Origin of the sequence: Rhizobium sp. CB3171 (assembly GCF_029714265.1) — a bacterium.
Classification (GTDB): Bacteria; Pseudomonadota; Alphaproteobacteria; order Rhizobiales; family Rhizobiaceae; genus Rhizobium.
The window spans coordinates 31,603-53,134 of sequence record NZ_CP121653.1 but is presented as its reverse complement, the minus strand read 5'-3'; the positions used below and the strand labels follow the sequence as shown (position 1 = coordinate 53,134).

Sequence of the window (21,532 nt, the reverse complement as noted above, 5' to 3'; positions counted from 1 at the left end):
ATCGCTACGCAGCCGTCACCCCATCTTCAAGATTTTTGACTTCAGTTCCGCCAAGTTCAAAACGCGCAAACTGGTCATGCAGCCGTTCGGCTTCCCCTGACAAAGCTGCCGTGCTGGCCGAGGCTTCTTCCACCATAGCGGCATTTTGCTGGGTCATATGATCCATGGAACGCACAGCGGAATTTACCGATGAGATGCTGGCAAATTGCTCCTGAGAGGAATTGGCGATTGCCTTGACGCGTTGGTGCATGTCGTTGACGTAGCGATCGATCTCCTGGAGTGTCCCACCACTTTCCGTAACAAGGCTGACGCCGGCAGTGACATCCGCGTTGGATGTGTTGATCAGGGAGGTGATCTCCTTGGCCGCCGTGGCCGATCTTGCCGCCAGTTCGCGGACCTCCTGCGCCACAACCGCGAAGCCGTTTCCAGCCTCGCCTGCGCGCGCCGCTTCTACGCCGGCATTGAGCGCGAGCAGGTTCGTCTGGAACGCAATATCGTCCATGACGGAGATGATCTGTCGGATTTTTTCCGACGATTGCTCGATCTTGGCCATGGCAGAAACCGCGTTTCGCACGACATCCTGCGCATGCGACGTCGCGTCGGATGTTTTCGCGGCAATCTGCCCGGCTTCGTTGGCGCGGTCGGCGGAGGCACTTACGGTGGCCGTGATCTCTTCCAAGGCGGCGGCTGTCTCCTCAAGAGACGTCGCCTGCTTTTCCGTCCGGCGAGAAAGGTCATTCACCGCCAAATCGAGTTCGCGCGTGTTGGAGCGGATGGAAGTGGCGCTTCGTTCGACATCAGACAAGGCGACGCGAAGATGCGCCTGCGCCGAATTGAAGTCTGTGCGCAACCGATCCAGTTCATCACTGAATTTTTCATCAATGTCGATGGAGATATCGCCGGCAGCAAGGCGTCTGAGACCGGCAGCCAAGGCATTGACGGCCTTTTGAAGCTTCGTGGCCTCCAGTAATTTTTCACGCTCGCGGTTGTTACGCTCGATCTCGCTTTCGCGTCGATTTTGTTCGGCCCTATCCTCGAGGGAGAGTTTTTCGATTGCGGTCGCTCGCAGAACCTGGACAGCTTTTGCCATGATGCCGATCTCGTCCCCACGATTAATGCCGGGGATGAGGACGTCGTTTTCGCCGCTTGCAAGCTTTCGGATGACGTCTGTCATGGATTGGATCGGGCGGCTGATGGCGAAGTTGAGCATGACGGCAAGGCAGATGCCGCCGGCAATCGCAAGCAGAACTGTGACTGCGATTTTGAATGTGGCAGAACCGGCTGCCGTATGAGCGGTATTAATTTGCTCGGCATTGAGCGTATCGATTTTCAAACTGACCTCAGTCGTCAGCTTCGCAAGCTGTTCCCGCTCCCTTGCCAGATCGGCCTGCGCAACAAGCATTTCCCTGAACGCCTTGTCAAAGATCGCAATCGAGACAGGGATTTGCTTTACGTCGTCGGCAATGGAGGGAAGTGCGGTTGCGGCAGTCGCAATGGTCTTTTCCAGCGCGACGAGGCCCTTAAGCTGCCCCTCGACCGGCGCCGGATCGGTATCGCCGAACCCACCGAACAGGTTGAGCATTTCGGCGCGGGCAGCGAGCGCCAATCTGCCGAGCGTTTCGGCCTGGACTGCAAGTTCCCTGAATTTGGAAAGCTCCGCCGATGATGCTGATGCCTTGTTCATGGCGGCATCCACCAGCGGAAAGGTCTGCGCCTGGATGCTTTGGGTCAAAGCGAGGATTTCGTTGACCGTTTTTCCGACGATCGTTTGCGCGTCGAATTTCCTCTTAAAATCCTCGGTGCTGCCAATGTCGTCCAGCGACTGTTCAAGCAGTTTGCCTGCCTGGGCGAGTTTCGGAAGCACCGCCGGGTCCAAACCGTCTATTTGCTGTCCATTGAGTTTTTCCGTCTCGGCGACGATGCTTTCAGCGACAGTTTTCGCCTGCTGAAGAAAATCGCCCAGGAACGCGCCGCCGCTTTCCTGCTGGATGCTTTTGATCGAGTTCGCACCCTGCTGCAGTTTGACCGCGCTGCCGAGCAGCCCATTGGCGGCGCTCAATTCCTTGTTCGCCGCGTCTGCTGCGACCCGGATTCGGCTCTCTTCCTTGCCCACGGCATCATTGATCGAGGCCGCCAGCGCTTCCAGATCCGAAATGCTTCGCTGAAGCGTGGCAAGGCGCTGTTGCTGCTGATCTGTCTGTGCAATCACTCTGTCAAATGTGGAAGCGAACTCATCGACCGTCGCCTTGACTTCCGCGACCTTGGCCGTGACCAACGGATCGTTCTTTACCGCTTCAGAAAGCGTTTCGAGCGCCGCGTTGAGATCCTTGATCCGCTGGCGCGTGGCGCTGGCACTCTCGATGCCAGGATCGAACAAATATCGCTCTCGCTGAAGCGATGTCGACTGCATCTCGTTGGTGACCTCTGCAGAACGACCAACGATGCTGAAGCGCGATGACAGGTCGACAATTGCGGAATATCCAACCGAGCCGACAATCGCAGCCAAAATCAATATGACAAGAAAGCCGCCTGCAACCTTGAATCTGAATTTAAGTCCGGAAAACCATTTTAAAAATAATTTCATTGCGCCCTGCTCCCGCTCTAGCAATAAAATTGGCTGATCTCATGAAATGAAGGTTCCTGTGTCAGAGCTCACCCGTCAGGAACTGCGCACGGCCATAACCGAACGACCAATCCTCATCGGAATTCTCGATGAATGAGACCATCACGTCGGAGGCTGGCACATCGCATTTGTCCGCGAGTGCCGAACATAGGTTCTGATAGAAGGCGACTTTCGCTTCTCGGCCGCGGGGTCGCGAGATGACCTCCACGAGCACAAATTTTTCAGTCCGCGGGATTCCCAGCCCGGTGTCGCAGGCCTGCATATAGGGATGCTGGTATTCCGACACGACCTGGTAACGGTCGTCCCGAGGCACGCCAAATGATTGCACCATCGCGTCATGGGCGGCGTCCAGCAGCAAGGCTACTTCGTCAGCCGTACGCCCTTTATGGAGATGAAACTTCAGCAGCGGCATGAGACGAATCTCCATGACACGACGGCTGGAAGTGCACGCTTGATCATTTTGCATCCCGCTCCATGATCCACTCGACCTCCGGCGCGCAGGCGATACAGCGAGAGGCCGACGAACCGCCAGCCTGCCGATTGAGGCGTAATCTCATGGACTTGGCCATGACTGCCAAAGGGTTTGCGCAAAAGATCGGCCATGCTCGATCGCCCTCAGTCGAAGGTCCGCTGGTCGCGGGCGTTTCGATTATAGTGTTCGCGGGCGCGCTCAAGCCGCTCGGGGCCGCCGGCCTGCGGGACGGCAACGTCCCACCAATGTCCGCCCGCTCCCGTGCCGGGGACCGCATCCGTATCGATGACGATGACCGTCGGTATCGAGCGCAAGCGTGCGTCGGCGATCTTCTTTTCCAAATCGGCGATGTCAGCGGCTTTTTCCGCTTGGGCACCCATCGAGCGCGCATGACCGACGAAATCGAGCTCAGGCATGACCTCTATGTTGGAGTCCTTGTACATATTGTTGAATTCGGCCCCGCCGCACTCGATTTGCAGGCGGTTGATGCAGCCATAGCCACGGTTGTCGGTAAGAACGACGGTGAAGGGAACGCGTCGCATCACTGCGGTCGCCAGTTCGGAATTGGCCATCATGTAGGAGCCGTCTCCGACAAAGCAGATGACCTCCTTATCGGGCGCCGCAAGCTTGATGCCCATGGCGCCTGCTACCTCATAACCCATGCAGGAATAGCCGTACTCCATGTGATAGCCACCCTTGACGGACTGCCACAGAACCTGCAGCGCACCCGGCATGGTGCCGGCGGCGCACATCACCACGGTCTTGTCGGTGGCCACGCGTTGAACGGCACCGATGACCTGGGCATCGGTGGGAAGATGGTTGACCAGGTCGGCTTCCGGCGCCGCCGTGACTGCCTTCACGGTCTCGTGCCATTGAACCCTGCTTTCCGCATCGAACGACGGAGCCCGATAGTTGCCCAGCAGGACGGAAAGCTTCTCGAGCGTCACACGTGCGTCGCCGACGACCGGCGCCGCACCATGTTTAGTGGCGTCGTAGCCATGCAGGTTGATGGAGATGAGCTTTCGCCCCTCGTTCTTGAACAGCGCCCATGATCCGGTGGTGAAATCCTGAAAGCGGGTACCGACCCCGATCACGAGGTCCGCCTTCTCCGACAGGCGATTGGCGCATTCGGATCCGGTAACGCCGGGCGAGCCGAAATTGAAGGCGTTATCCCATGCGTTCGCCCCCTTGCCTGCCTGGGTCTCCACGAACGGGATGTTGTGGCGTTTCGCGAATGCGGCGAGCGTATCTTCCGCGTCGGAATAAAGCACGCCGCCGCCCGAAATGATCACCGGGTTCTTGGCAGCGCCGATCAAGACAGCAACTTCTTCCAATTCCCGCGGATCAGGCTCCGGCCGCCGGATACGCCAAACCTTGGGCTCAAAGAAGCTTTCGGGATAATCATAGGCATCCGCCTGCACATCCTGGCAGAAAGCAAGGCATACCGGCCCGCAATTGGCCGGATCCGTCATGACCGAGAAGGCGCGCGGCAGCGCGGTCAACAAATGTTCGGGCCGGGCAATGCGGTCGAAATAGCGCACGACAGGCCGAAAGGCATCGTTGGCGCTAACCGTGCCGTCATCGAAGTCCTCGATCTGCTGAAGAACGGGATCGGGCCGCCGGTTAGCAAAGATGTCACCTGGGATGAATAGCACCGGCAGGCGGTTGACATGCGCGAGCGCCGCCGCCGTCACCATGTTGGTGGCTCCTGGCCCAATGGAGGAAGTCACGGCATGAGCGCGTTTGCGCCTTTTTGTCTTGGCATAGGCGATCGCCGCATGGGCCATGGTCTGTTCATTCTGACCACGCCACGTCGGCAAGGCATCGCCGATGCCGTGCAGGGCTTCGCCGAGCCCCGCAACATTGCCGTGGCCGAAGATCGCCCAGACACCTTCGATGAAGCGCTCGCCATCCTCCGTCATCTGGACCGAGAGCCATTTGACCAGAGCCTGTGCGGCTGTAAGCTTGATTGTCTTTGTCATGCTGCCTTCTCCCGTGCGGCCGTCCGTGCTTCGTCCCAGATCGAGGACAAGCGTCGATAGCGCCTTGCCATCTCTTCAACGGCGGCGGCGTCTTTGATTTCACCATTCATCCAGGCGCGTGCGACGTCGCCGAAGATGGTTCGGCCGACGGCAAAGCCCCTGACCAGACTAAATCCGGCGGCGACCTCGAAGCTCGCGGCCAGCTCCGCCTCCGGCGCATCGAGGCCGAGCACGACGATGCCGCGTGTATGTCGATCATTCTCTTCGATGGCGGCGATGGCGTTGGACCAGCCGGTGGCGGTTTTCATCGGCTCGAGCTTCCACCAATCGGGGAAGACGCCGATCTCGTAGAATTGCCGGATCAGGATCGCGGTCGTCGCGTCATTGACCGGCCCGACCTTCGACGGAATGATCTCGAGCAGGAACTCCAGATTGTTGCGGCGCGATGCCTCGAACAGGCGCTTCACGGTTGCTTCCTGATCGGCGCGCGTTGCGGCGTCGTCATCGGGATGGCAGAAGCAGAGCACCTTGACGACGTTTTCGCGCGCCCATTCGGCCAGGCCGCCATAGTCGCTGCCGAGTTCGGGTTCCAGTGTCAGAGGCCGCGAACCCGGCCATTCGCAGGGCCGCCCGATCCACAGACCGGCGCCGGAGGCTGCGTGCAGCGCCTTTCTGCCGATCCGGTTGTCGCAGAGGATGCCGTAGCCGGGACGGCCGGCCTGGACCTGCACGGCCGCCTGCAGGCAAAGCTCCTTGAAGGCGCCGCCTTTTTCGAGTGTATAGCCCGGCATCTGCTCAAGCTGAATGCGATGGTCGAAGGCGAAGATCCGATAGTCCGACCAATCTTGCCCATGATTGCGGTGGCGATTGGTCGACCAATGGATCTGTTCGACGGCTTGATCGTTTCGCAAATCGCTGCGCTTGACCCCGCGTTTCAGAAAGAATTCCAACTCCTCAAGCGAGGGGTAGGCCGGCGTGCAGCCGTGGCGGGATACGGCGAATGCGCCGCAGGCATTGGCGTATTTGAGCGACGTCGGCCAATCTTCGCCATCCAGCCAGCCCTTGAGAAGACCGGAGAAGAAGCCGTCTCCGGCGCCGAGCACATTGAAGACCTCGATCGGGAAGCCTTCGCCCGAAATGCCGGCATCGAGATTGTCCGGAATGGCGCCCTCGAAAGCCACGGCGCCCTTGGCGCCGCGCTTGCAGACGAGTGTTGCAGACGAGACGGCACGAACGGCCTTCAGTGCCGCGACGGTATCCGCGGTTCCGCCGGCGATATGGAATTCTTCCTCCGTCCCCACGATCAGATCGAAAAGATGTAGCGTCGACTGAAGTTTCTCCGTAACCTCCCGGCTTGCGACAAACCGGCTCTCCCCTTCGCCATGACCGGCGACACCCCAGAGGTTCGGCCGATAGTCGATATCGAGGGCAGCCCTGGCGCCACTTTCGCGCGCAAAGCCGAGCGCCTTGAGGACGGCCGCTTCGGTCCGGGGATTGGAAAGATGCGTGCCGGTTACGACAACTGCGCGCGCCGAGGCGATGTAATCCCGACGTATGTCGTCTTCGCAAAGCGCCATGTCGGCGCAGTTCTCGCGGTAGAAGATCAGCGGGAACGTGTCCTCGTCGCGGATGCCGAGCAGTACGAGCGCCGTCAGACGCTCCGGATCGGTGACGACACCGCCGACATCCACGCCTTCGCGGGTCAACTGTTCACGGATGAAGCGACCCATATGCTCATCGCCAACCCGGGTGATGAGGCCGGATTTGAGGCCAAGCCGGACGGCACCGCAGGCGATATTGGTGGGCGAGCCGCCAATGTATTTGTTGAACGAGCCCATGTCCTCGAGCCGGCCGCCGACCTGCAGACCGTAGAGGTCGACCGAGGATCGGCCGATCGTGATGACGTCGAGTGATTTCATGTCGAAACGCCCCGCTGTTTAGAAACCAACTTGTGTTAGAAACGACCGGCTGGCCGCCAGGTCATCGAGGATGCAGCCGGCGTTGCGCGGGTCGCGCTCCTGCTCGATCGTGATGTAGCCGCCGTAACCGAGTTCGGTGAGAAGAGCCCGCACCGCGGTGTAATCGATGGATCCGCGTCCAATTGGGCACATGACACCTTCGGCGCAGGCATCGAAGAACCGGATGCGCTTGCCCATCACGTCCTGATAGATTTTGGCGTCGATATCCTTGAAATGGATGTAGTCGACGCGATCCCAGTAGCGGCGCAAGGTGGCTACCGGATCCATGCCGGAATAGACCATGTGCCCTGTATCAAGGCAAAGACCGGCCAGGTCGGCGGGGATGTCATTGACGACACGCTCCAGCTCGTCGGCAAACTCTATGTAGCCACCGGCGTGCGGATGAATGGTCGCGCGCATGCCATATCGGTCACGGGCGAGCGTGGCGATGGCGCGGATATTTTCGACCATTCCGTTCCATGCAGCCTCTTTGAGGCGAGGAGCCCGATCGCTGTGACCTGCAGCATAGTCGCGCTCATCGTGGCCCCAATCCATGACGGTGAGGTAAGGCGCGGCGTAACGTTGGCCCGTATGGTTCTGAGGCCTCGGCAAATGGCTGATCAGCGCGCAGATTTCATCGGTCTGCCGCAAAAGGTTCTCGCGATTTCCAGTCGAAACAAGGTCATCGAATATGGTACCCGCGACAACCGTTAGCTCGCGCTTGTTCAGCGCCTCGGAGATCAGGCCGAGATCGAGAGGCAGATAGCCATAGGGCCCGAGCTCCAGCCCGCCGAAGCCGGCCTGTTGCGCCTCGTCCAGCACTTTTTCCCAGTGCGGCAGATGCGGATTTTTCACATCATCGACACCCCAACAGCAGGGCGCGGTGGTTATGGTGATGGGGTTGCGCATTCAGGTGTCAGCCGTGATTGTCTCGAAGATAAAGGAGCGGTGAAAAGGTTCGTAGAATTCCAGGAAGCGTTGCGTGTGCTCCTGCAAAAGATGCTCCGCATAGGCGGTTTCGTCTCTCCAGGCCTCGACGAAAACCAAGCGGTTGGGGTCATCGGTGCAGGTGAAGCAGTCGTAGGAGAGGCAACCGGTTTCCGCCCTCGTCCTCGCCTGTACGTCCGGGGCGCGGGCGAGGATTTCGTCCCGCGTCCCCGGAACAAGCTCAATCGTGACGATGAACTTGTACGGTCGTTTCATCGGCTGATCGTGGCCTGGAGCGCGTCGATCGAGGATTGGATGCCAGCGTCCGTCGACATGGTGAAATCTTCCATTTCGAGGCTGACCCAACCATTGTAGCCAACCATGCGGACGACGGAGAAGAACTCCTTCCACCATTGCAGATCGTGGCCGGCGCCAACGGCGACATAGTTCCAGCTACGGTTTGCGACGTCGGTGACGTCCTTGAGCTCAAGCAGCCCATTGACGTCAGCCAAACCGCGTTCGATGCGTGTATCCTTGCCGTGGCAATGATGGATCGCGCCGCCGAGCGCACGCGCCGAAGCGATCGGGTCCGCACCCATCCACATCAGGTGGGACGGATCGAGATTCATCCCGACCGTCGGGCCGACTTCGTTGCGAAGGCGGAAAAGGGTCTCGGGATTCCACACCAGCATAGCCGAGAAGTTTTCGAGCGCGTATTTTTCGACGCCAACTTCTTTGGCCAGCTTCACCAGATCATGCCAGAGCGGGAAGGCCCGGTCTTCCCACTGATAGCGGTCACGCTCGGGCATCTCGTCGGGCCAGCTCTTGGTATAGACGAGCCAATTGGGAACGCTGTCGCCGGGAGCCGCTTCCGGCAGGCCCGACATGGTGACGATGGTCTTCACGCCGATCTCGCCGGCAAGGCGGATGGTCTGCTCCATTTCCCTGCGATGGCGCTTGCCCATGTCGCCTGGATCAAGCGGGTTTGCCGAGCAGTTGAGCGCGGCGATTTCGAGGCCACGCGCCTCGATCTCCTTCAGCTTTGTCTTGAGAAGCTGCCTGTCCTCGAGGAGCTCGTCGGCGCGGAAATGCGGTGCGCGCGACCAGCCGCCGCCGGTCATCTCGATACCCTCGACACCGAGTTTGACGCATTTGTCGAGCATCTCCGTGAAGGAAAGGTTCCCCATCACATCGGTGCAAATGGAAAGTTTCATGGCCTTGTCTTTCTTGTTGCGAGAGGGTTGGGGGCGCACTTGGGAGGAGTTGGGAGGGATCAGCGCGCCCCCGGTTGATCACTTGAAATCGATCCAGGCAGAGCCAGCGTCAGCCGAACGCACGCAATTCTCCAGCCAGCGGACACCTTCGGTGCCGGCCTTGATGCCCGGATAATGATGATCTCTGAGAAACGCTTCGTCGCCGCGTCGCTTGGCGTCGATGGCCTGGGCAATCCAAAGGTAGATATTCGACCAACTGTCCCCGAGACCTTCGGTATGCAGCGCGCCCATGCGGTCAACTGCCAGGCTTTCCTTTTCGAGATAAGGCATGCCGTGATGCAGGATGCGGTTCGGCTCGCCCTGCACGTCATAGAGCAACTGGTCGGGATGGCTGTCGGACCATTCCACGGAAGCCTTGGAACCGACGAAGCGGTAACGCTGCGATCCCATGTTGCCAGCGTTGACGGAGGACACCCATAGCCGGCCGCGCGCGCCGTTGTCATAGTGCATGAGCACGGTGGCATGGTCTTCGAGCGGCGCGCGGCTCGGGATGAACGCCTTGCGGTCACACAGAAGCTTTTCGATCTTCAGGTGCGGCAGCACGACCTCGGACAGGTAATAGAGATGCGTGCCGATATCGCCGAGAACGAAGGTCGGGCCGGCGGTTACGGGATTGGTGCGCCACTTCACGGCTTCGGGCGCATTCACATCATCGCCCGCGTTGAAGCCGTGCGTGTATTGCAGATCGACGATGCGGATCTCACCCAGCATGCCCTTGGCAACCATCGCCGCCATCTGGTGCACCAGCGGGTGGCCGGTGAAGCCATAGGTCACGCCGACGATCAGTCCTTTTTCCTCGGCAAGCCTCTCGATCTCCTCGCATTCGGCGACGCTGAAGAACAACGGCTTTTCGCAGATCACGTGGAGGCCGGCTTCGAGGCAGGCCTTGGTGATCTCATAATGCGTGAAGTTCGGCGTGGCGATCGAGACGACGTCGACGCCGTCCTCCCGTGCCGTCTCCTTGGCGATCAGCTCCTTGTAATCGGCATAGCAGCGCTCGGCATCGACCCCGAGGTTCACGCCGAAATCGCGACCGCGTTCGGCGTCGAGGTCGAAGGCACCGCACACCAGCCGATAGGTGCCGTCGCGCAGCGCGCCGGTTCGGTGCTTGTATCCCACCTGCCCGGTGCGGCCGCCGCCTACCATCCCCCAACGCAAGGGGCGTTCGATAAGTCTTTCTCCGTTCAGCATGTATGAACCTTTCAGGACGCTGATTTCATTCGCTGTTGCGAAAATTGCCCGTGATCGGGCCGATCGTTTTCGGAAGCGTAGAGAGCCGGTCGGGTGACCATATCCACCTTTTCAAGAGCACCACTTTCCACGGCTCGAAGAGCGGCGTCGGCAACCAGCGTCACGGCATAGCCGTCCCACGTGGAAGGACCGGTCGCAGTGCCCTGCCCCGCCGCGACGATCCACTCGCGGAATTCCTGATCGTAGGCCTCTATGAAGCGCTCGCGCCAATCTATCGGCACGGCCTGGCGAACACCGTGGATGTCCCGGATAACGCTTGCGGGGCGAAGCGGCAGGCTCACCGTACCGGCTTCGCAACTGACCTCTCCGCGGATGTCATAGCCATAGGCAATGTTCACGGAGATCTCGACATCGACAAGCGCGCCGGAGGCCATATGCAGTAGCACCACGACGGGATCGCGAAGCTCGTTTCCGCGGCTTGAACGCCGAGGCACGCGGACCTCAACGCCCGCGACCTCATCATCGAGCAGCCAACGCGAAATGTCGGCGTCGTGGACGAGCGTGTCGTTGAGCGGCATCTCCGACGTATATAGTCCCTCCGGCACAGAGGCGTTTCGATGCGTCGAATGGAACATCAATGGGGCGCCGAGCGCGCCGTCGTCCAGGGTCGCTTTCAAGCGGCGATAATCGGCATCGAACCGCCGCATGAAACCGACTTGAACAAGGCGCCGACCGAAGGCGACTTCGGCATCCATCACACGGCGGGCCGCCGCCGCCGTCGTCACCAACGGCTTTTCGCAGAAAACGGGCTTTCCGACAGCGATGCATTCCAGAAGCTGTTCCTCATGCGCCGGCCCCCAGGAGCAGACGACGACCGCCTCGACTGTTTCGGCCCGAATGAGCTCACGGGCCGTATCGAATACCGTCGCTCCATCAGGCGCGACCAAGGCTGCGCGAGCGGCATCAATATCGTTCACCGCGACGACATTGACGCCGGAGAGCACCTTCGTCAGGCGGCGGATATGATCCTGCCCAATCATGCCGGTGCCGATCACTCCAACGTTGAGGCTCATTTCGCGCTCCAATACTTGTCGACGTAACGCTGCATTTCGGAACGCATGAACTTGCCGGAGTGATCGGCCTTGTCTTCCCAGGCAAAGACGCAGGCCGTCATGATGCCGTCGAAACCGATGTCTGCGAGGGTGCTGAAGAAATCGTCCCAGGGGACTTCTCCCTGACCGATATTCAGATGCTGATGTACACGCGCCTGCGTGCCGGGCGGATTGAGGATGTAGCGCAGGCCGGAAGACGCCTTATGGTTAAACGTGTCGCCGACATGGACATGCGCGAGCACATCCTTGGCTTCGCGCAGCATCGCCTTGGTGTCGTCCCCGAAATAGAAGGTGTGAGGCGCGCAATAGAGGAACTTGACGTTCTTGGAATTGACCGTGCGGATGATGTCGAGCGCCGGCTGAAGGGTTTCGCACCAATCCTCCGGATGCGGCTCGACGTGGAGATTGATCCCCTCCTTTTCGAAAATCGGCACAAGTTCTTCCATCGAGCGCCACCAGGCGTCTTCGCAGGCTTCGATCATCGAACCGGTATGGCAGCAATAGCAGGAGCCCTTGTCGGGATGCGGGCCGCGCCCGAATTCCGAGTTCATGACATCCACTTCCAGCTCGACCGCAATCTGGATGGCGCGCTTCCAGTGCTTGACCGCGGCTTGGCGCTCGACCTCGTCATTCGAGGCCCAGCGATACATCGGCAGGAGCGATGCAATGCCGACGTCCGCGTCCTTCAACGCGCGTTTGAACGATTTGATGCGTTCGGGAAACACGCGCGGCGCCTTGAACCACTCAAGGAAATCCCCACGCGGAGAAAGTTCAATCCAATCGTAGCCAAGTTCCTTCACCTTCGAGGGCAGGTCCTCGAGAGAGAGATGGCGGTGCATAAAGGGGTCGATAGCGATTTTCATGAATGGTTACCCGAAAAAGGTTGCACTTGGAGATCCCACCCGCGAGGGCGGGTGAGCCGGTTTCGTGTTTGTCGTCGTGTCTCGTGTCGGTAGCGGTTCAGGCTACCGAGGCGTGCCCGCTGTTTGCATGGGCTTCGATCTCGGCCTCCAGCTCGGCCATCGCCTCGCCGCCCGCCATGAGATCGGTAATTTCTTCGCGGCTTTTCTCACCCTTGCGGAAGTCGGCCGCCTTTTCGCCCTTGATCAGGACCGCGAAATGATCGCCAACCGTCATCGCGTGGATGACATTGTGGGTAATGAAGATGACGGCCAGGCCGCGCTTTCGTGCCTCAAGCACGATGCGCAGCACGTGCGCTGCTTCCTTGACCCCGAGCGCGGCCGTCGGCTCGTCCAGGATCAGCACGCGGGCGCCGAAATGGACCGCGCGGGCGATGGCGAGCGACTGGCGCTCACCGCCGGAGAGGCCGCCGATGAGGCGATCGCCATCGTCAATCCGGGTAATGCCGAATTCGCGAACCGCTTTGACCGCAATCTCGTTGGCGGTCTTGCGATCGTAGATCTTGAAGGGACCGAACCCTTTCGTCGGTTCCCGCCCCACAAAGAAGGATCGACCGATACTCATCAGCGGAAACGTGCCGCCAAATTGATGAACGGTGGCGATGCCCATATCGGCGGCTTCACGCGGGTTGTTGAACGACAAGGGCTGGCCTTCGAATTTCACGGTACCGCTGGTCGGCTTGTAGACGCCGGCAAAGGTCTTGATGAGCGTCGACTTGCCCGCACCATTGTCCCCGAGAAGGCAAAGGACTTCGCCGGAGTGAACTTGCAGATTGATGTTATGGAGGACATCGATAGGACCGAACGACTTGTTGACGTTCTCGAGTTCCATGATCGGCGTTTTCATTGGCCCGACCTCACTTCTTTTTCGGCGCGTAGGTAAGCGCCATGTTACGGAAAGTGTTGTTCATCAGCACAGCAACGAGCAGCATGATGCCGATGATGAGGCTCGACCAATTGCGGTCGATGCTGGTGAAGTAGATGCCCTGGTTGACGATGGCGAAGGTGATCGTTCCAAAGAAGATCCCGATGGCCGAACCAAATCCGCCCGTCAGAAGCACGCCGCCCACCACGACCGAGACGACCGCGTTGAATATGTAGTTCATCCCGCCGGAGACCTGGGCCGAATTGAACAGGATGGCGCCGCACATGCCGACGAACGATGCGCTGGTCGAGGAGAGCACGAAGAGCCAGACCGTCAGGCGGCGTGTCGGAATACCGGCGTTGCGCGCGCTTTCCTTGTCGCCGCCCATGGCAAAGATCCAGTTGCCGAAGCGGGTTTGATGGAGAACCACTGCATAAATCGCAGTCACCGCCAGCCACCAGAGAATGATGATCTGATAGTTGCCGCCGAGCAGTTGGCCGAAGATCATCTTGGCCCAATCAGGAGCATTCAAAGGAACGCTGGCGTTGCCCGTGATCAGCACGGAGGCCGTCAGCACAATGCCTTGCATGGCCACGAGGGTACCGAGGGTGATGATGAGCGAAGGCACCGAGGTGCGAACGGCGAGAATACCGTTCAGCAGGCCGACCAGAATGCCGATCCCCAGCGCTGCCCCGATGCCGACGACGATTGGCAATCCATAGTAGCCGGAGATGACCGCAATGCTCATGGACCCTGCCGGGATCATCGCACCGATCGAGATGTCCAGTTCGCCGGCGATCATGAGCAAGCCGACGGGAAGCGCAACGATGCCGAGATTGGCCGCAAAGTTCACCCAGCTTGCCGCGCCGAAGAGATTGCCGAGCTGGACACCTCCGAAGATCACATAGAAGGCGATGACGACGATAAGGCTGAGAATCGATCCGGCCTCGGGACGCCGCACCAGATTTCTGAAATCGGGTCTGTACATAGCTTCCCCCTCAGTTCTTTTTCTTTGCGGAGTAAGACAACGCCATCTTGCGGAAGGTGTCGTTCATCAGAACAGCAACCAGCAAAAGTGCACCGATGATCACGCTGCCCATGTTGGGGTCGAAGCTCGTGAAAAAGATGCCCTGGTTGACCATCGCGAAAGTGATGGTGCCCAAAACCACGCCGATGATCGATCCGAAGCCGCCGGTCAGGAGAACGCCGCCGATCACCACGCACATGATGGAGTTGAATATGAAGGATTGGCCCGCCGCGACTTGGGCGCTCTGGTAGACCATTGCCTGGCTTACACCGACAAAGGCTGCGCAGAAGCTGCTGATCATGAAGAGCGAGATCGTCAGGCGCTCGGTCGGAATGCCGGCATTGCGGGCGCTGACCCTGTCGCCGCCCATGGCAAAAATCCAATTGCCGTAGGGCGAAATGTGCAGGAGATAGGCCAGAAGGGCCGCGAAGAGAATCCACCAGAAGATCGTGACCTGGAACATGCCCGCGATGAACTGCCCGAACAAGGCCTTCGACAACTCATGGGGCACGATAGCCGTGCTGGTGGAGCCGGTCAGCAAGACCGCGAAACCCAAGGTCAGCCCCATCACGGCGAACATGACGCCGATCGTGACGATGAGCGAGGGGACCCCGGTGCGCAACACGAGATAGCCGTTCACGAAACCGACGAGAAGGCCCATGATCAGCGCCGCAGCGATACCAACGCTGTCCGGTGCGCCATAGTAGCCGGAGATGATTGCCACGGTCAGAGACGAGGCCGGAATGACGGCGCCGACGGACAGGTCGAGTTCACCGGCAATCATCAAAAGTCCGATCGGAAGCGCAACGATGCCTATTTCGGCTGCAACGTTCAACCAGCTCGCAAAGCCCGCCGCCGAAACAAAGACTTCTCCTGCGAAAATCGCAAAGAAAACAAACACGGCGATCATGCCGAGAAAGGAGCCTACTTCGGGCCGACGCGACAGTCGTCCAATTGAAGCCCGGAACCCTACGCTGGCGGGCTTCGTGGTGGCGACCTTATTCTGGGTGGCTAAAGCCATTACTTCCTCCCCGAAGGTTAAGGGTGAACTCGACCGGCGCCGCACCGCCCGGCGCTTATGGCCGGGCAATGCAGTCGTCGATTGCCCGCGACGCGCTTAGCGAGCGCCGCCCTTCACTCCCGCAAGCGTGGCTTCGACGTTTGACGCGTCGACAATCCCAGGACCGGTCAGGATTTCGCGGGTCGGCACGGTCAGGCCATAATTCACATTGCCGTTCAGGATCGACACGGCCAGATAGCCCTGCAGATAGCCTTGCTGGTCGATCGTGAACATCTGCGTGCCGCTCTTGATATTGTTGAGGATGGTCTCGTCCATGTTGACGCCGCCGACCTTGACCTTGCCGACTTTGCCGGACTGCATGATGCCGTTGATCGCGGAATTCGCGTCGACGTTTCCGATCGTGTAGACGCCGCCGACATCCGGATGCTGGAGCAGATAGGCTTTCACGGCCTGGGCAACCGCTGTGGAATTGCCGAAGGAGGTTGCCGGCAGCGGCAATGTATCTCCCTTGCCGCCCGCTTCCTTGACGCCATCGGTCATGCCCTTGCAGTGCGCTTCGATGTTGGCGGCACCCGGAAGCGTGTTGATGCAGACCAGGCTTTTGATGTCGTTCTTCGCAAAATACTTACCGGCGGCAACGCCAGCCTTGTAGTCGTCGCTGCCAATGTAATTCATGGCGCCCAGACGATCCGCAGCGGCAACACCGCCTGCATTATAAATGATCAGAGGGATCTTCTTGTCGACGACGGCCTTGAATGCAGGGTCCATCGCTTCCGGGACCCAGTCGGGGCCGACGATGGCGTCCGCGCCCTGGGAGATGGCTTGGCGGATCAGTTCAGCCGCATCGACACCGAGATTGTCGTAGTTCTGCGGGCCGAGCCAAGTGACGGAACCGCCCTGTGCCTTCACAACAGCACCGGCATCCTCTGCACCGCGCTTTACGATCGACCAGAACGGGTCGTCAGGCTTTCCGCCGACGACAAAGATTTTTGCGGCGAACGCTGTCGTAGCACCCATGGACAGGGCAACAGTCGTCAGCAACGCTGCACCGATAAGCTTCATGCGTTTCATATCTTCCTCCCGAGCCCCATCAATTGGGGACCACAATGCGACATGATGTTTAATCCTTGAGATGCCATTGCGAAACTGTAATACTGACACGTAGGTGATTTTGTTTCATAACGTGTCTTTCAAAAATGACACTTTTCGGGAGCTGTCATGAATAGACCAACCATCGCCGATCTGGCCCGAGCATCGGATGTGAGCCTTTCGACAGTGAACAGGCTTCTCCACGGGACGGGCTCTGTCAGGCAAGACACAGTTGAGCGCATTCTGAAAGCCGCAGACGAAATCGGCTTCTACGGCCTGGGCGCGCTACGCGAACGAAAGCGGGACAACCTGCCCCATCGAACGCTTGCCTTTCTGATGCAGCAGTCTCACAGACCGCTGTATCAAATGTGGGCCGAGGCGCTGACGAATTCGGCCTTGCGTCACCGCGATGTGGTCATTGAGCCCAATGTCGTATTCGAGGACGATCTTTCGCCCGAGGCGGTTTCTGCCAATCTCCTGAAAATGGGAGAAACCGCGGACGCCGTCGCGATGATTACGGCCGATCATCCGCTGGTCAGCCAGGCGATAGACGAATTGCGGAGCAAGGGGGTGCCGGCGGTCGCATTCGTGACCGACATCTCCGCAGCGAGCCGTGCGGGGTTCGTCGGCACGGACAACTGGAAAATCGGCCGCACCGCGGCGTGGTTTATAAACCAGGCGGCACATGAGCCCGGGAAAGTATTCCCCTTGATCGGAAGCAACCGCTATCAGTGCCAGGACATAGCGGATGCAAGCTTTCGGTCCTATATGCGCGAGCACGCACCGCAGCTCCATGTCAGCGAACCGCTGCTGACTTATGAAGAGCCCAACAATGCCTATGAAATCGTGCGGAACCTCTTGGCAGTTGAAAACGAGCTTTGCGGCCTGTTCGTCAATGGCGGGGGGATTTCCGGCGTATTGCGCGCCGTACGGGAATTATCGCCGGACAGGCAGCATAAGGTGAAGATCGTATCCCGTGATGTCGGACCGGAGACGAGAAAGGGATTGAGCGAGAGGCTCATCACGGCGTCGCTCTGCCATCCCTCGGAAAAGATGGCAGAGGAACTGATCGACGTCATGTTACGGCGCGTCGAATCGAGAGACACGCCCTCGATCGAGCAGCGGATTGTTCCCTTCGATATCCTGACGCCGGAAAGCATGTGGACTTGATCCAACTCTACGCAGCAAGGGCGTCACGCCTCGCTGCGTACATGCTTATCCGTCGCGAACGCTTCAGTGCTCGACCCGTTGTGTCTCGTGCGCCTTGATGACCGCGTCCGCCTCCTTGCCGTAAAGCTCCTCGAAGTGATCGAAGGCCTTGGAAAAATAACCGATGCCTTGCGTCGCCGAGCGCAGCGCCCGCGCCAGATCGTCAAGGGCGCTGCCCGGAACGAGCGCGCGGAAAATATCCCATCCCTTGGCGGCTTCATCCCGGTCGAAGCCAAGTACCTGACCTTTGAGAGCGGAGACGATCTGGACGAGATTGCCCGAATAGACCGACGGAATGTGGATTTCGCTGCGGAAGATCGGCTGCATTAGGACAGTCGATCCTTCGGAAAGCGCCTGTCGCACTCCCATCCTCGACGCGGTCCGGAAGGCGTGTTCCGAACTGTCGACGGCATGATGCTGGCCATCCGATAGGGTCACTCCGACATCGATGACCTGAAAACCGAGCGGCCCTTTCTCCATCGCTTCGCGTGCGCCTGCTTCGACCGCCGGGATATAGTTGCGCGGAACGACGCCGCCCTTGACCGTTTCGTTGAAGGTGAAACCCTGGCCGCGGGCGTTGGGGTGGATGTTCAGCTTCACATCCGCGAATTGCCCCGCACCGCCCGTCTGTTTGCGATGGCGGTAGTGAACATCCGAAGATTTCGCGATCGTCTCGCGGTAGATCGGGCTGGGCGTCCGGTCGGTCACGTCGATATGAAAGACATCGGCCAGGGTTCGGCAGAGATCGCGCAGATGCACCGGTCCCTGGGCGCGAACGAGCTGGGCGCCGGTGCCCTCTTCCTGCAAGACGATCAGGCCGCGATCCGTCTCGGAAAGTTTTGCCAGCGTTTCGGATAGCTTGTTTTCATCGCGTTCGCTGCCCGGAACCAGGATTCTTTCAAGCATGGGCGTCGGTGGTTCCGTCCACTCGGGCGGGGCGACCGTCGCGTCCGATGTCAACAGCGAAGGCACGGGCAGGTGATCTGACTTGACCGCCGCGAAGACATCTCCCGGCGCAGGCACGACAGCCGCATTGGACTTTCCGTTTGCGGGACCCTGCACGGCGCCGAGGCTGGAGCCGCCCAGCGATGCGCCCTGCCGCAGCCCCTCGCCCAGCGCACGCACCAACACCGTCTTGCCGATATTCTGACGATGATAGGCATGGAAGCTCACCGCTGTCAGCCTCCCTTCCTCGACGGAGGCCGCGCGAGCAAGACGCTGGCGAAGAGCCGTGACCTGCGGCGCCTCATGACGCAACGCCTTCATCAGCCTCATCATGCCGTTTCCGTGACTTGCGGCACCGATCAGCACCGGGATAACCCTGTTTTCCTTCAAGACCCGCGATGAAATGGCATAAAGCGCGTCGCTCGCCGGTTCCCGGTCCTCGATCAGTTCCTCGAGGAGCCAGTCGTCGAATTCGGACAGATGCTCCAGGAGCTCGGTGCGCGCTTCCTGCTCGCGTTCGGCGGCACTTTCGGGGATTGCGATCAGCGCCGAAGTCTGGCCTTCCCGGTACTGCCATGCCCGCTCCGAAATCAGATCGCAGCTCCCGACGATCCTGTCCCCCTCGCGGATCGGGACCTGGCGAAGCAGAAGGGCGTGATTGGCGTAATCTTGAAGCGCTGCAATGACATCCCTCAGCCGCCCCCTTGGTTCATCCATCCGGTTGACAAAGAGGATGCAAGGCGTCCCCGAGGACTCGATCACGCGCAGATAGGGCGCGGCGAGCACAGCCTCCTCGGGAGCCGGTGAAATGCACAGGATGCAGGCGTCGCTGGCAAGAAGGGCATGCTGCACATGCGCCAGCGCTTCGTTGGGTCCCGGCGCATCCAGCGCACACCAGGTTTCGTTCGCAAAGGTAAATTCCGTCAGGTTCAGCCCGTAAGGGGAGCTGGATTTTCTCGGCGGCCCTTCCAGGGAGCTGAGCTTTTCAACGACCGTCGATTTTCCGGTCTGCGAGGGTCCAAGTACGGTAAAACAGCGCATCGGTATTCCTCCAACTGCCATAAAGTACAATTTTCGGCCATCACAGGATGCCCCGAACCGCGGCAAGGCGCCAGAGGCACATTTTTCTTATTAAGATGTAGGTGAGATTAGCTTGTGTTCGCTGTGATCGTGGTGAGATCGATTTGATCGGACCGGTAAGGTCGGAAGCAAGAATCTCCGTTGCGCCTCGCCTGCGGGCGACCGTGTCGGCGGCCCGCCCTCCCCTCGTCGGGTTGCCAATCAGAATGAATTGACGATGTCGCCGCCGGACCGCATTTGCTGGACCATTTTATGCGCATGATAATGCATGGCGCATTTGATGGCATAGATCTGTAGGATCACGGGAGAACGACGGCGCAAAAGGAGTTTCCACAGGCGTTGGCGATAAATATTGCGCAGCTCCGGATCCTGGACCCGGCGCATCAATCTCGTGAAAATGCCCGCAGCTTCAAAAGCCCATGTGAGATTTAAGGCGATGAGGCGGATGGGATGGCGGCGCAGATGGCGCAGGCGCGAGCGTTCCGGCTGAATACGGGCATCGAGATAAAGCGCATCAAGCCTGTCGAAATAGGCAGCGGGCTGGTGAAGATCGCTCAACACGGAGAGATAGCCGTCGCGCAGGGTTTCCCGGCTGAGATTAAGGGGAATGACATTGGTGCCAAAGGCTGGAGGATCATCGTGATCCAGCCGTCCCTCCTTCTCTAGGCGCGTATAAAGCGGCGTCTTGGGAATGGCGGCCAGCATACCGATCATGGCGTTGACGATCCGCGCGTCCTTGATGAAGACGCGTTGGGCTTCGAAGATCGTCGGGTCGTCGCTGTCGAAACCCACGATCATGCCGCACCACACTTCCATTCCGGTCTGCTGGATGATGTGGATTTTCTCCAGCATCGTGCCGCCTTTTCTGAGATTCTGGAGTTTCTTGGTTTCGCGCAGTGCTGCTTTGTTCGGCGTCTCGACGCCGATGAAGACGACACGGATATTGGCATCGACCATGAGCTGCATCAGCTCGTCATCGTCAGCAAGATCGATTGAGGCTTCGGTGAGGAACGTCATCGGATAGTGGTTGCGTTCCTGCCAAGCGACGACGTCGCGCAGAACCTCCTTGATCGCCTTCTTGTTACCAATGAGATTGTCGTCGACGATGAACGCCGTATCCATTCCGACAGACAGCAATGCCTCCATCTCGGCTATGATCTGTGCGCTGGCCTTGATCCGCGGCTTGCGCCCGAACACGACGATAATATCGCAGAAGTCACAGGTGAACGGACAGCCTCGCGAGAACTGGATGCTGCCGACCGCATATTCATCCATTTTCAGCAGATCGAAACGCGGGATCGGTACCTTGCTCATGTCGGTCTTGTCGGATTGCGCGTAACGCCCGGCATGACGACCCTCCGCCCATTCGAGCAGGAACTGCGGCCAGGTCTCCTCGGCCTCGCCGATGAAAGTGACGTCGACAAGTCCCTCGAAATAGTCCTCCTTGACCGTGACCCACGGTCCTCCGACCACGGTGAAACAATTGCGTTCTCGAAGCTCGGTCAGGATTTCCTTCATCCGGAACCGCTGGACGATCATGCCCGTGAGCGCGACGATATCCGCTTGCGCGCACAGATCGTAGTCGATCGGCTCGACATTCTCGTCCACAAGCGTGACGGTGTGTTCGGCAGGCGTGAGCGCCGCCAGGAGAGGCAGGCAGGCGACCGGAAGGTTCGCCTTTACGTCAAACAATGGAAGCGCGTGTTCCATGCCCCAATAAGAGGTTTCGAAACGCGGATTGATGATGATGATATGAGCCATTGAATCCACCGCTCCATGACTTGGAGGATCTAGTACGGTATTCTGCTAAGGCTATTTTCGGTTGGATTGGGCTTGA

At 59.4% G+C, this 21,532-nt stretch carries 17 protein-coding genes and 1 pseudogene; 1 reads left to right on the top strand and 17 read right to left on the bottom strand.

From position 1 onward, the window contains the following. Positions 1-4: 4 nt before the first annotated feature. The 15 genes and pseudogenes from QA648_RS19535 to QA648_RS19465 all read right to left on the bottom strand — a co-directional run bounded on the left by QA648_RS19535 (position 5) and on the right by QA648_RS19465 (position 16,443). Positions 5-2,584: a methyl-accepting chemotaxis protein gene (locus tag QA648_RS19535; protein ID WP_283053051.1), complete on the bottom strand. Its 2,580-nt coding sequence runs from the start codon at positions 2,582-2,584 to the stop codon at positions 5-7. Between the two features lie 61 nt (positions 2,585-2,645). Continuing rightward, positions 2,646-3,035 carry a tautomerase family protein gene (locus tag QA648_RS19530; RefSeq protein ID WP_283053049.1) on the bottom strand — a complete coding sequence of 130 codons (390 nt, stop codon included), beginning with the start codon at positions 3,033-3,035 and terminating at the stop codon, positions 2,646-2,648. A 77-nt stretch (positions 3,036-3,112) separates the two neighbouring features. Then, positions 3,113-3,226 (bottom strand): annotated as a pseudogene (locus QA648_RS19525) (5-deoxy-glucuronate isomerase); the annotation flags it as partial. A 12-nt stretch (positions 3,227-3,238) separates the two neighbouring features. Beyond that, positions 3,239-5,077, bottom strand: a complete 1,839-nt coding sequence (gene iolD / locus QA648_RS19520; RefSeq protein WP_283053047.1) for a 3D-(3,5/4)-trihydroxycyclohexane-1,2-dione acylhydrolase (decyclizing) — start codon at positions 5,075-5,077, stop codon at positions 3,239-3,241. After that, complete coding sequence (iolC, locus tag QA648_RS19515; RefSeq protein WP_283053045.1) at positions 5,074-6,996, bottom strand: 5-dehydro-2-deoxygluconokinase; 1,923 nt, start codon at positions 6,994-6,996, stop codon at positions 5,074-5,076. Before iolC ends, iolD begins: the two co-directional genes overlap by 4 nt. Before the next feature lie 18 nt (positions 6,997-7,014). Continuing rightward, positions 7,015-7,944 (bottom strand): TIM barrel protein, encoded by a 930-nt coding sequence (locus tag QA648_RS19510; RefSeq protein ID WP_283053043.1) that lies wholly within the window; start codon positions 7,942-7,944, stop codon positions 7,015-7,017. Further along, a complete protein-coding gene (locus tag QA648_RS19505; RefSeq protein ID WP_283053041.1) occupies positions 7,945-8,238 on the bottom strand; it encodes a putative quinol monooxygenase in 294 nt (97 codons plus the stop codon). Further along, positions 8,235-9,176: a sugar phosphate isomerase/epimerase gene (locus QA648_RS19500; protein ID WP_283053039.1), complete on the bottom strand. Its 942-nt coding sequence runs from the start codon at positions 9,174-9,176 to the stop codon at positions 8,235-8,237. The genes QA648_RS19505 and QA648_RS19500 overlap by 4 nt, the downstream gene beginning before the upstream one ends. Before the next feature lie 78 nt (positions 9,177-9,254). Continuing rightward, entirely contained in the window at positions 9,255-10,427 is a 1,173-nt protein-coding gene (locus tag QA648_RS19495) for a Gfo/Idh/MocA family oxidoreductase (RefSeq protein ID WP_260304590.1), read from the bottom strand. An 11-nt stretch (positions 10,428-10,438) separates the two neighbouring features. After that, on the bottom strand, positions 10,439-11,500 hold the full coding sequence (locus QA648_RS19490) for a Gfo/Idh/MocA family oxidoreductase (protein WP_283053037.1): 1,062 nt from the start codon (positions 11,498-11,500) through the stop codon (positions 10,439-10,441). Continuing rightward, a complete protein-coding gene (locus tag QA648_RS19485; RefSeq protein WP_104825977.1) occupies positions 11,497-12,402 on the bottom strand; it encodes a sugar phosphate isomerase/epimerase in 906 nt (301 codons plus the stop codon). The genes QA648_RS19490 and QA648_RS19485 overlap by 4 nt, the downstream gene beginning before the upstream one ends. 97 nt (positions 12,403-12,499) lie before the next feature. After that, positions 12,500-13,306 (bottom strand): ATP-binding cassette domain-containing protein, encoded by an 807-nt coding sequence (locus QA648_RS19480; protein WP_283053035.1) that lies wholly within the window; start codon positions 13,304-13,306, stop codon positions 12,500-12,502. 10 nt (positions 13,307-13,316) lie between these two features. Beyond that, a complete protein-coding gene (locus tag QA648_RS19475; protein WP_104825975.1) occupies positions 13,317-14,312 on the bottom strand; it encodes an ABC transporter permease in 996 nt (331 codons plus the stop codon). A 10-nt stretch (positions 14,313-14,322) separates the two neighbouring features. Then, on the bottom strand, positions 14,323-15,372 hold the full coding sequence (locus QA648_RS19470) for an ABC transporter permease (RefSeq protein WP_283053031.1): 1,050 nt from the start codon (positions 15,370-15,372) through the stop codon (positions 14,323-14,325). Between the two features lie 96 nt (positions 15,373-15,468). Continuing rightward, the gene (locus tag QA648_RS19465; RefSeq protein WP_199773635.1) at positions 15,469-16,443 is read right to left on the bottom strand and encodes a sugar ABC transporter substrate-binding protein; all 975 of its coding nucleotides are present in this window, start codon (positions 16,441-16,443) and stop codon (positions 15,469-15,471) included. 147 nt (positions 16,444-16,590) lie between these two features. Between QA648_RS19465 and QA648_RS19460 the strand changes: the two genes are divergently transcribed. Next, a complete protein-coding gene (locus QA648_RS19460) occupies positions 16,591-17,631 on the top strand; it encodes a LacI family DNA-binding transcriptional regulator (protein WP_104825973.1) in 1,041 nt (346 codons plus the stop codon). Between the two features lie 63 nt (positions 17,632-17,694). Here the strand turns inward: QA648_RS19460 and QA648_RS19455 are convergent, their stop codons facing one another. Both QA648_RS19455 and QA648_RS19450 read right to left on the bottom strand, forming a co-directional pair. Further along, on the bottom strand, positions 17,695-19,656 hold the full coding sequence (locus tag QA648_RS19455) for an elongation factor G (protein WP_283053028.1): 1,962 nt from the start codon (positions 19,654-19,656) through the stop codon (positions 17,695-17,697). A gap of 240 nt (positions 19,657-19,896) precedes the next feature. Next, positions 19,897-21,456: a radical SAM protein gene (locus QA648_RS19450; RefSeq protein ID WP_283053026.1), complete on the bottom strand. Its 1,560-nt coding sequence runs from the start codon at positions 21,454-21,456 to the stop codon at positions 19,897-19,899. Positions 21,457-21,532 lie beyond the last annotated feature (76 nt).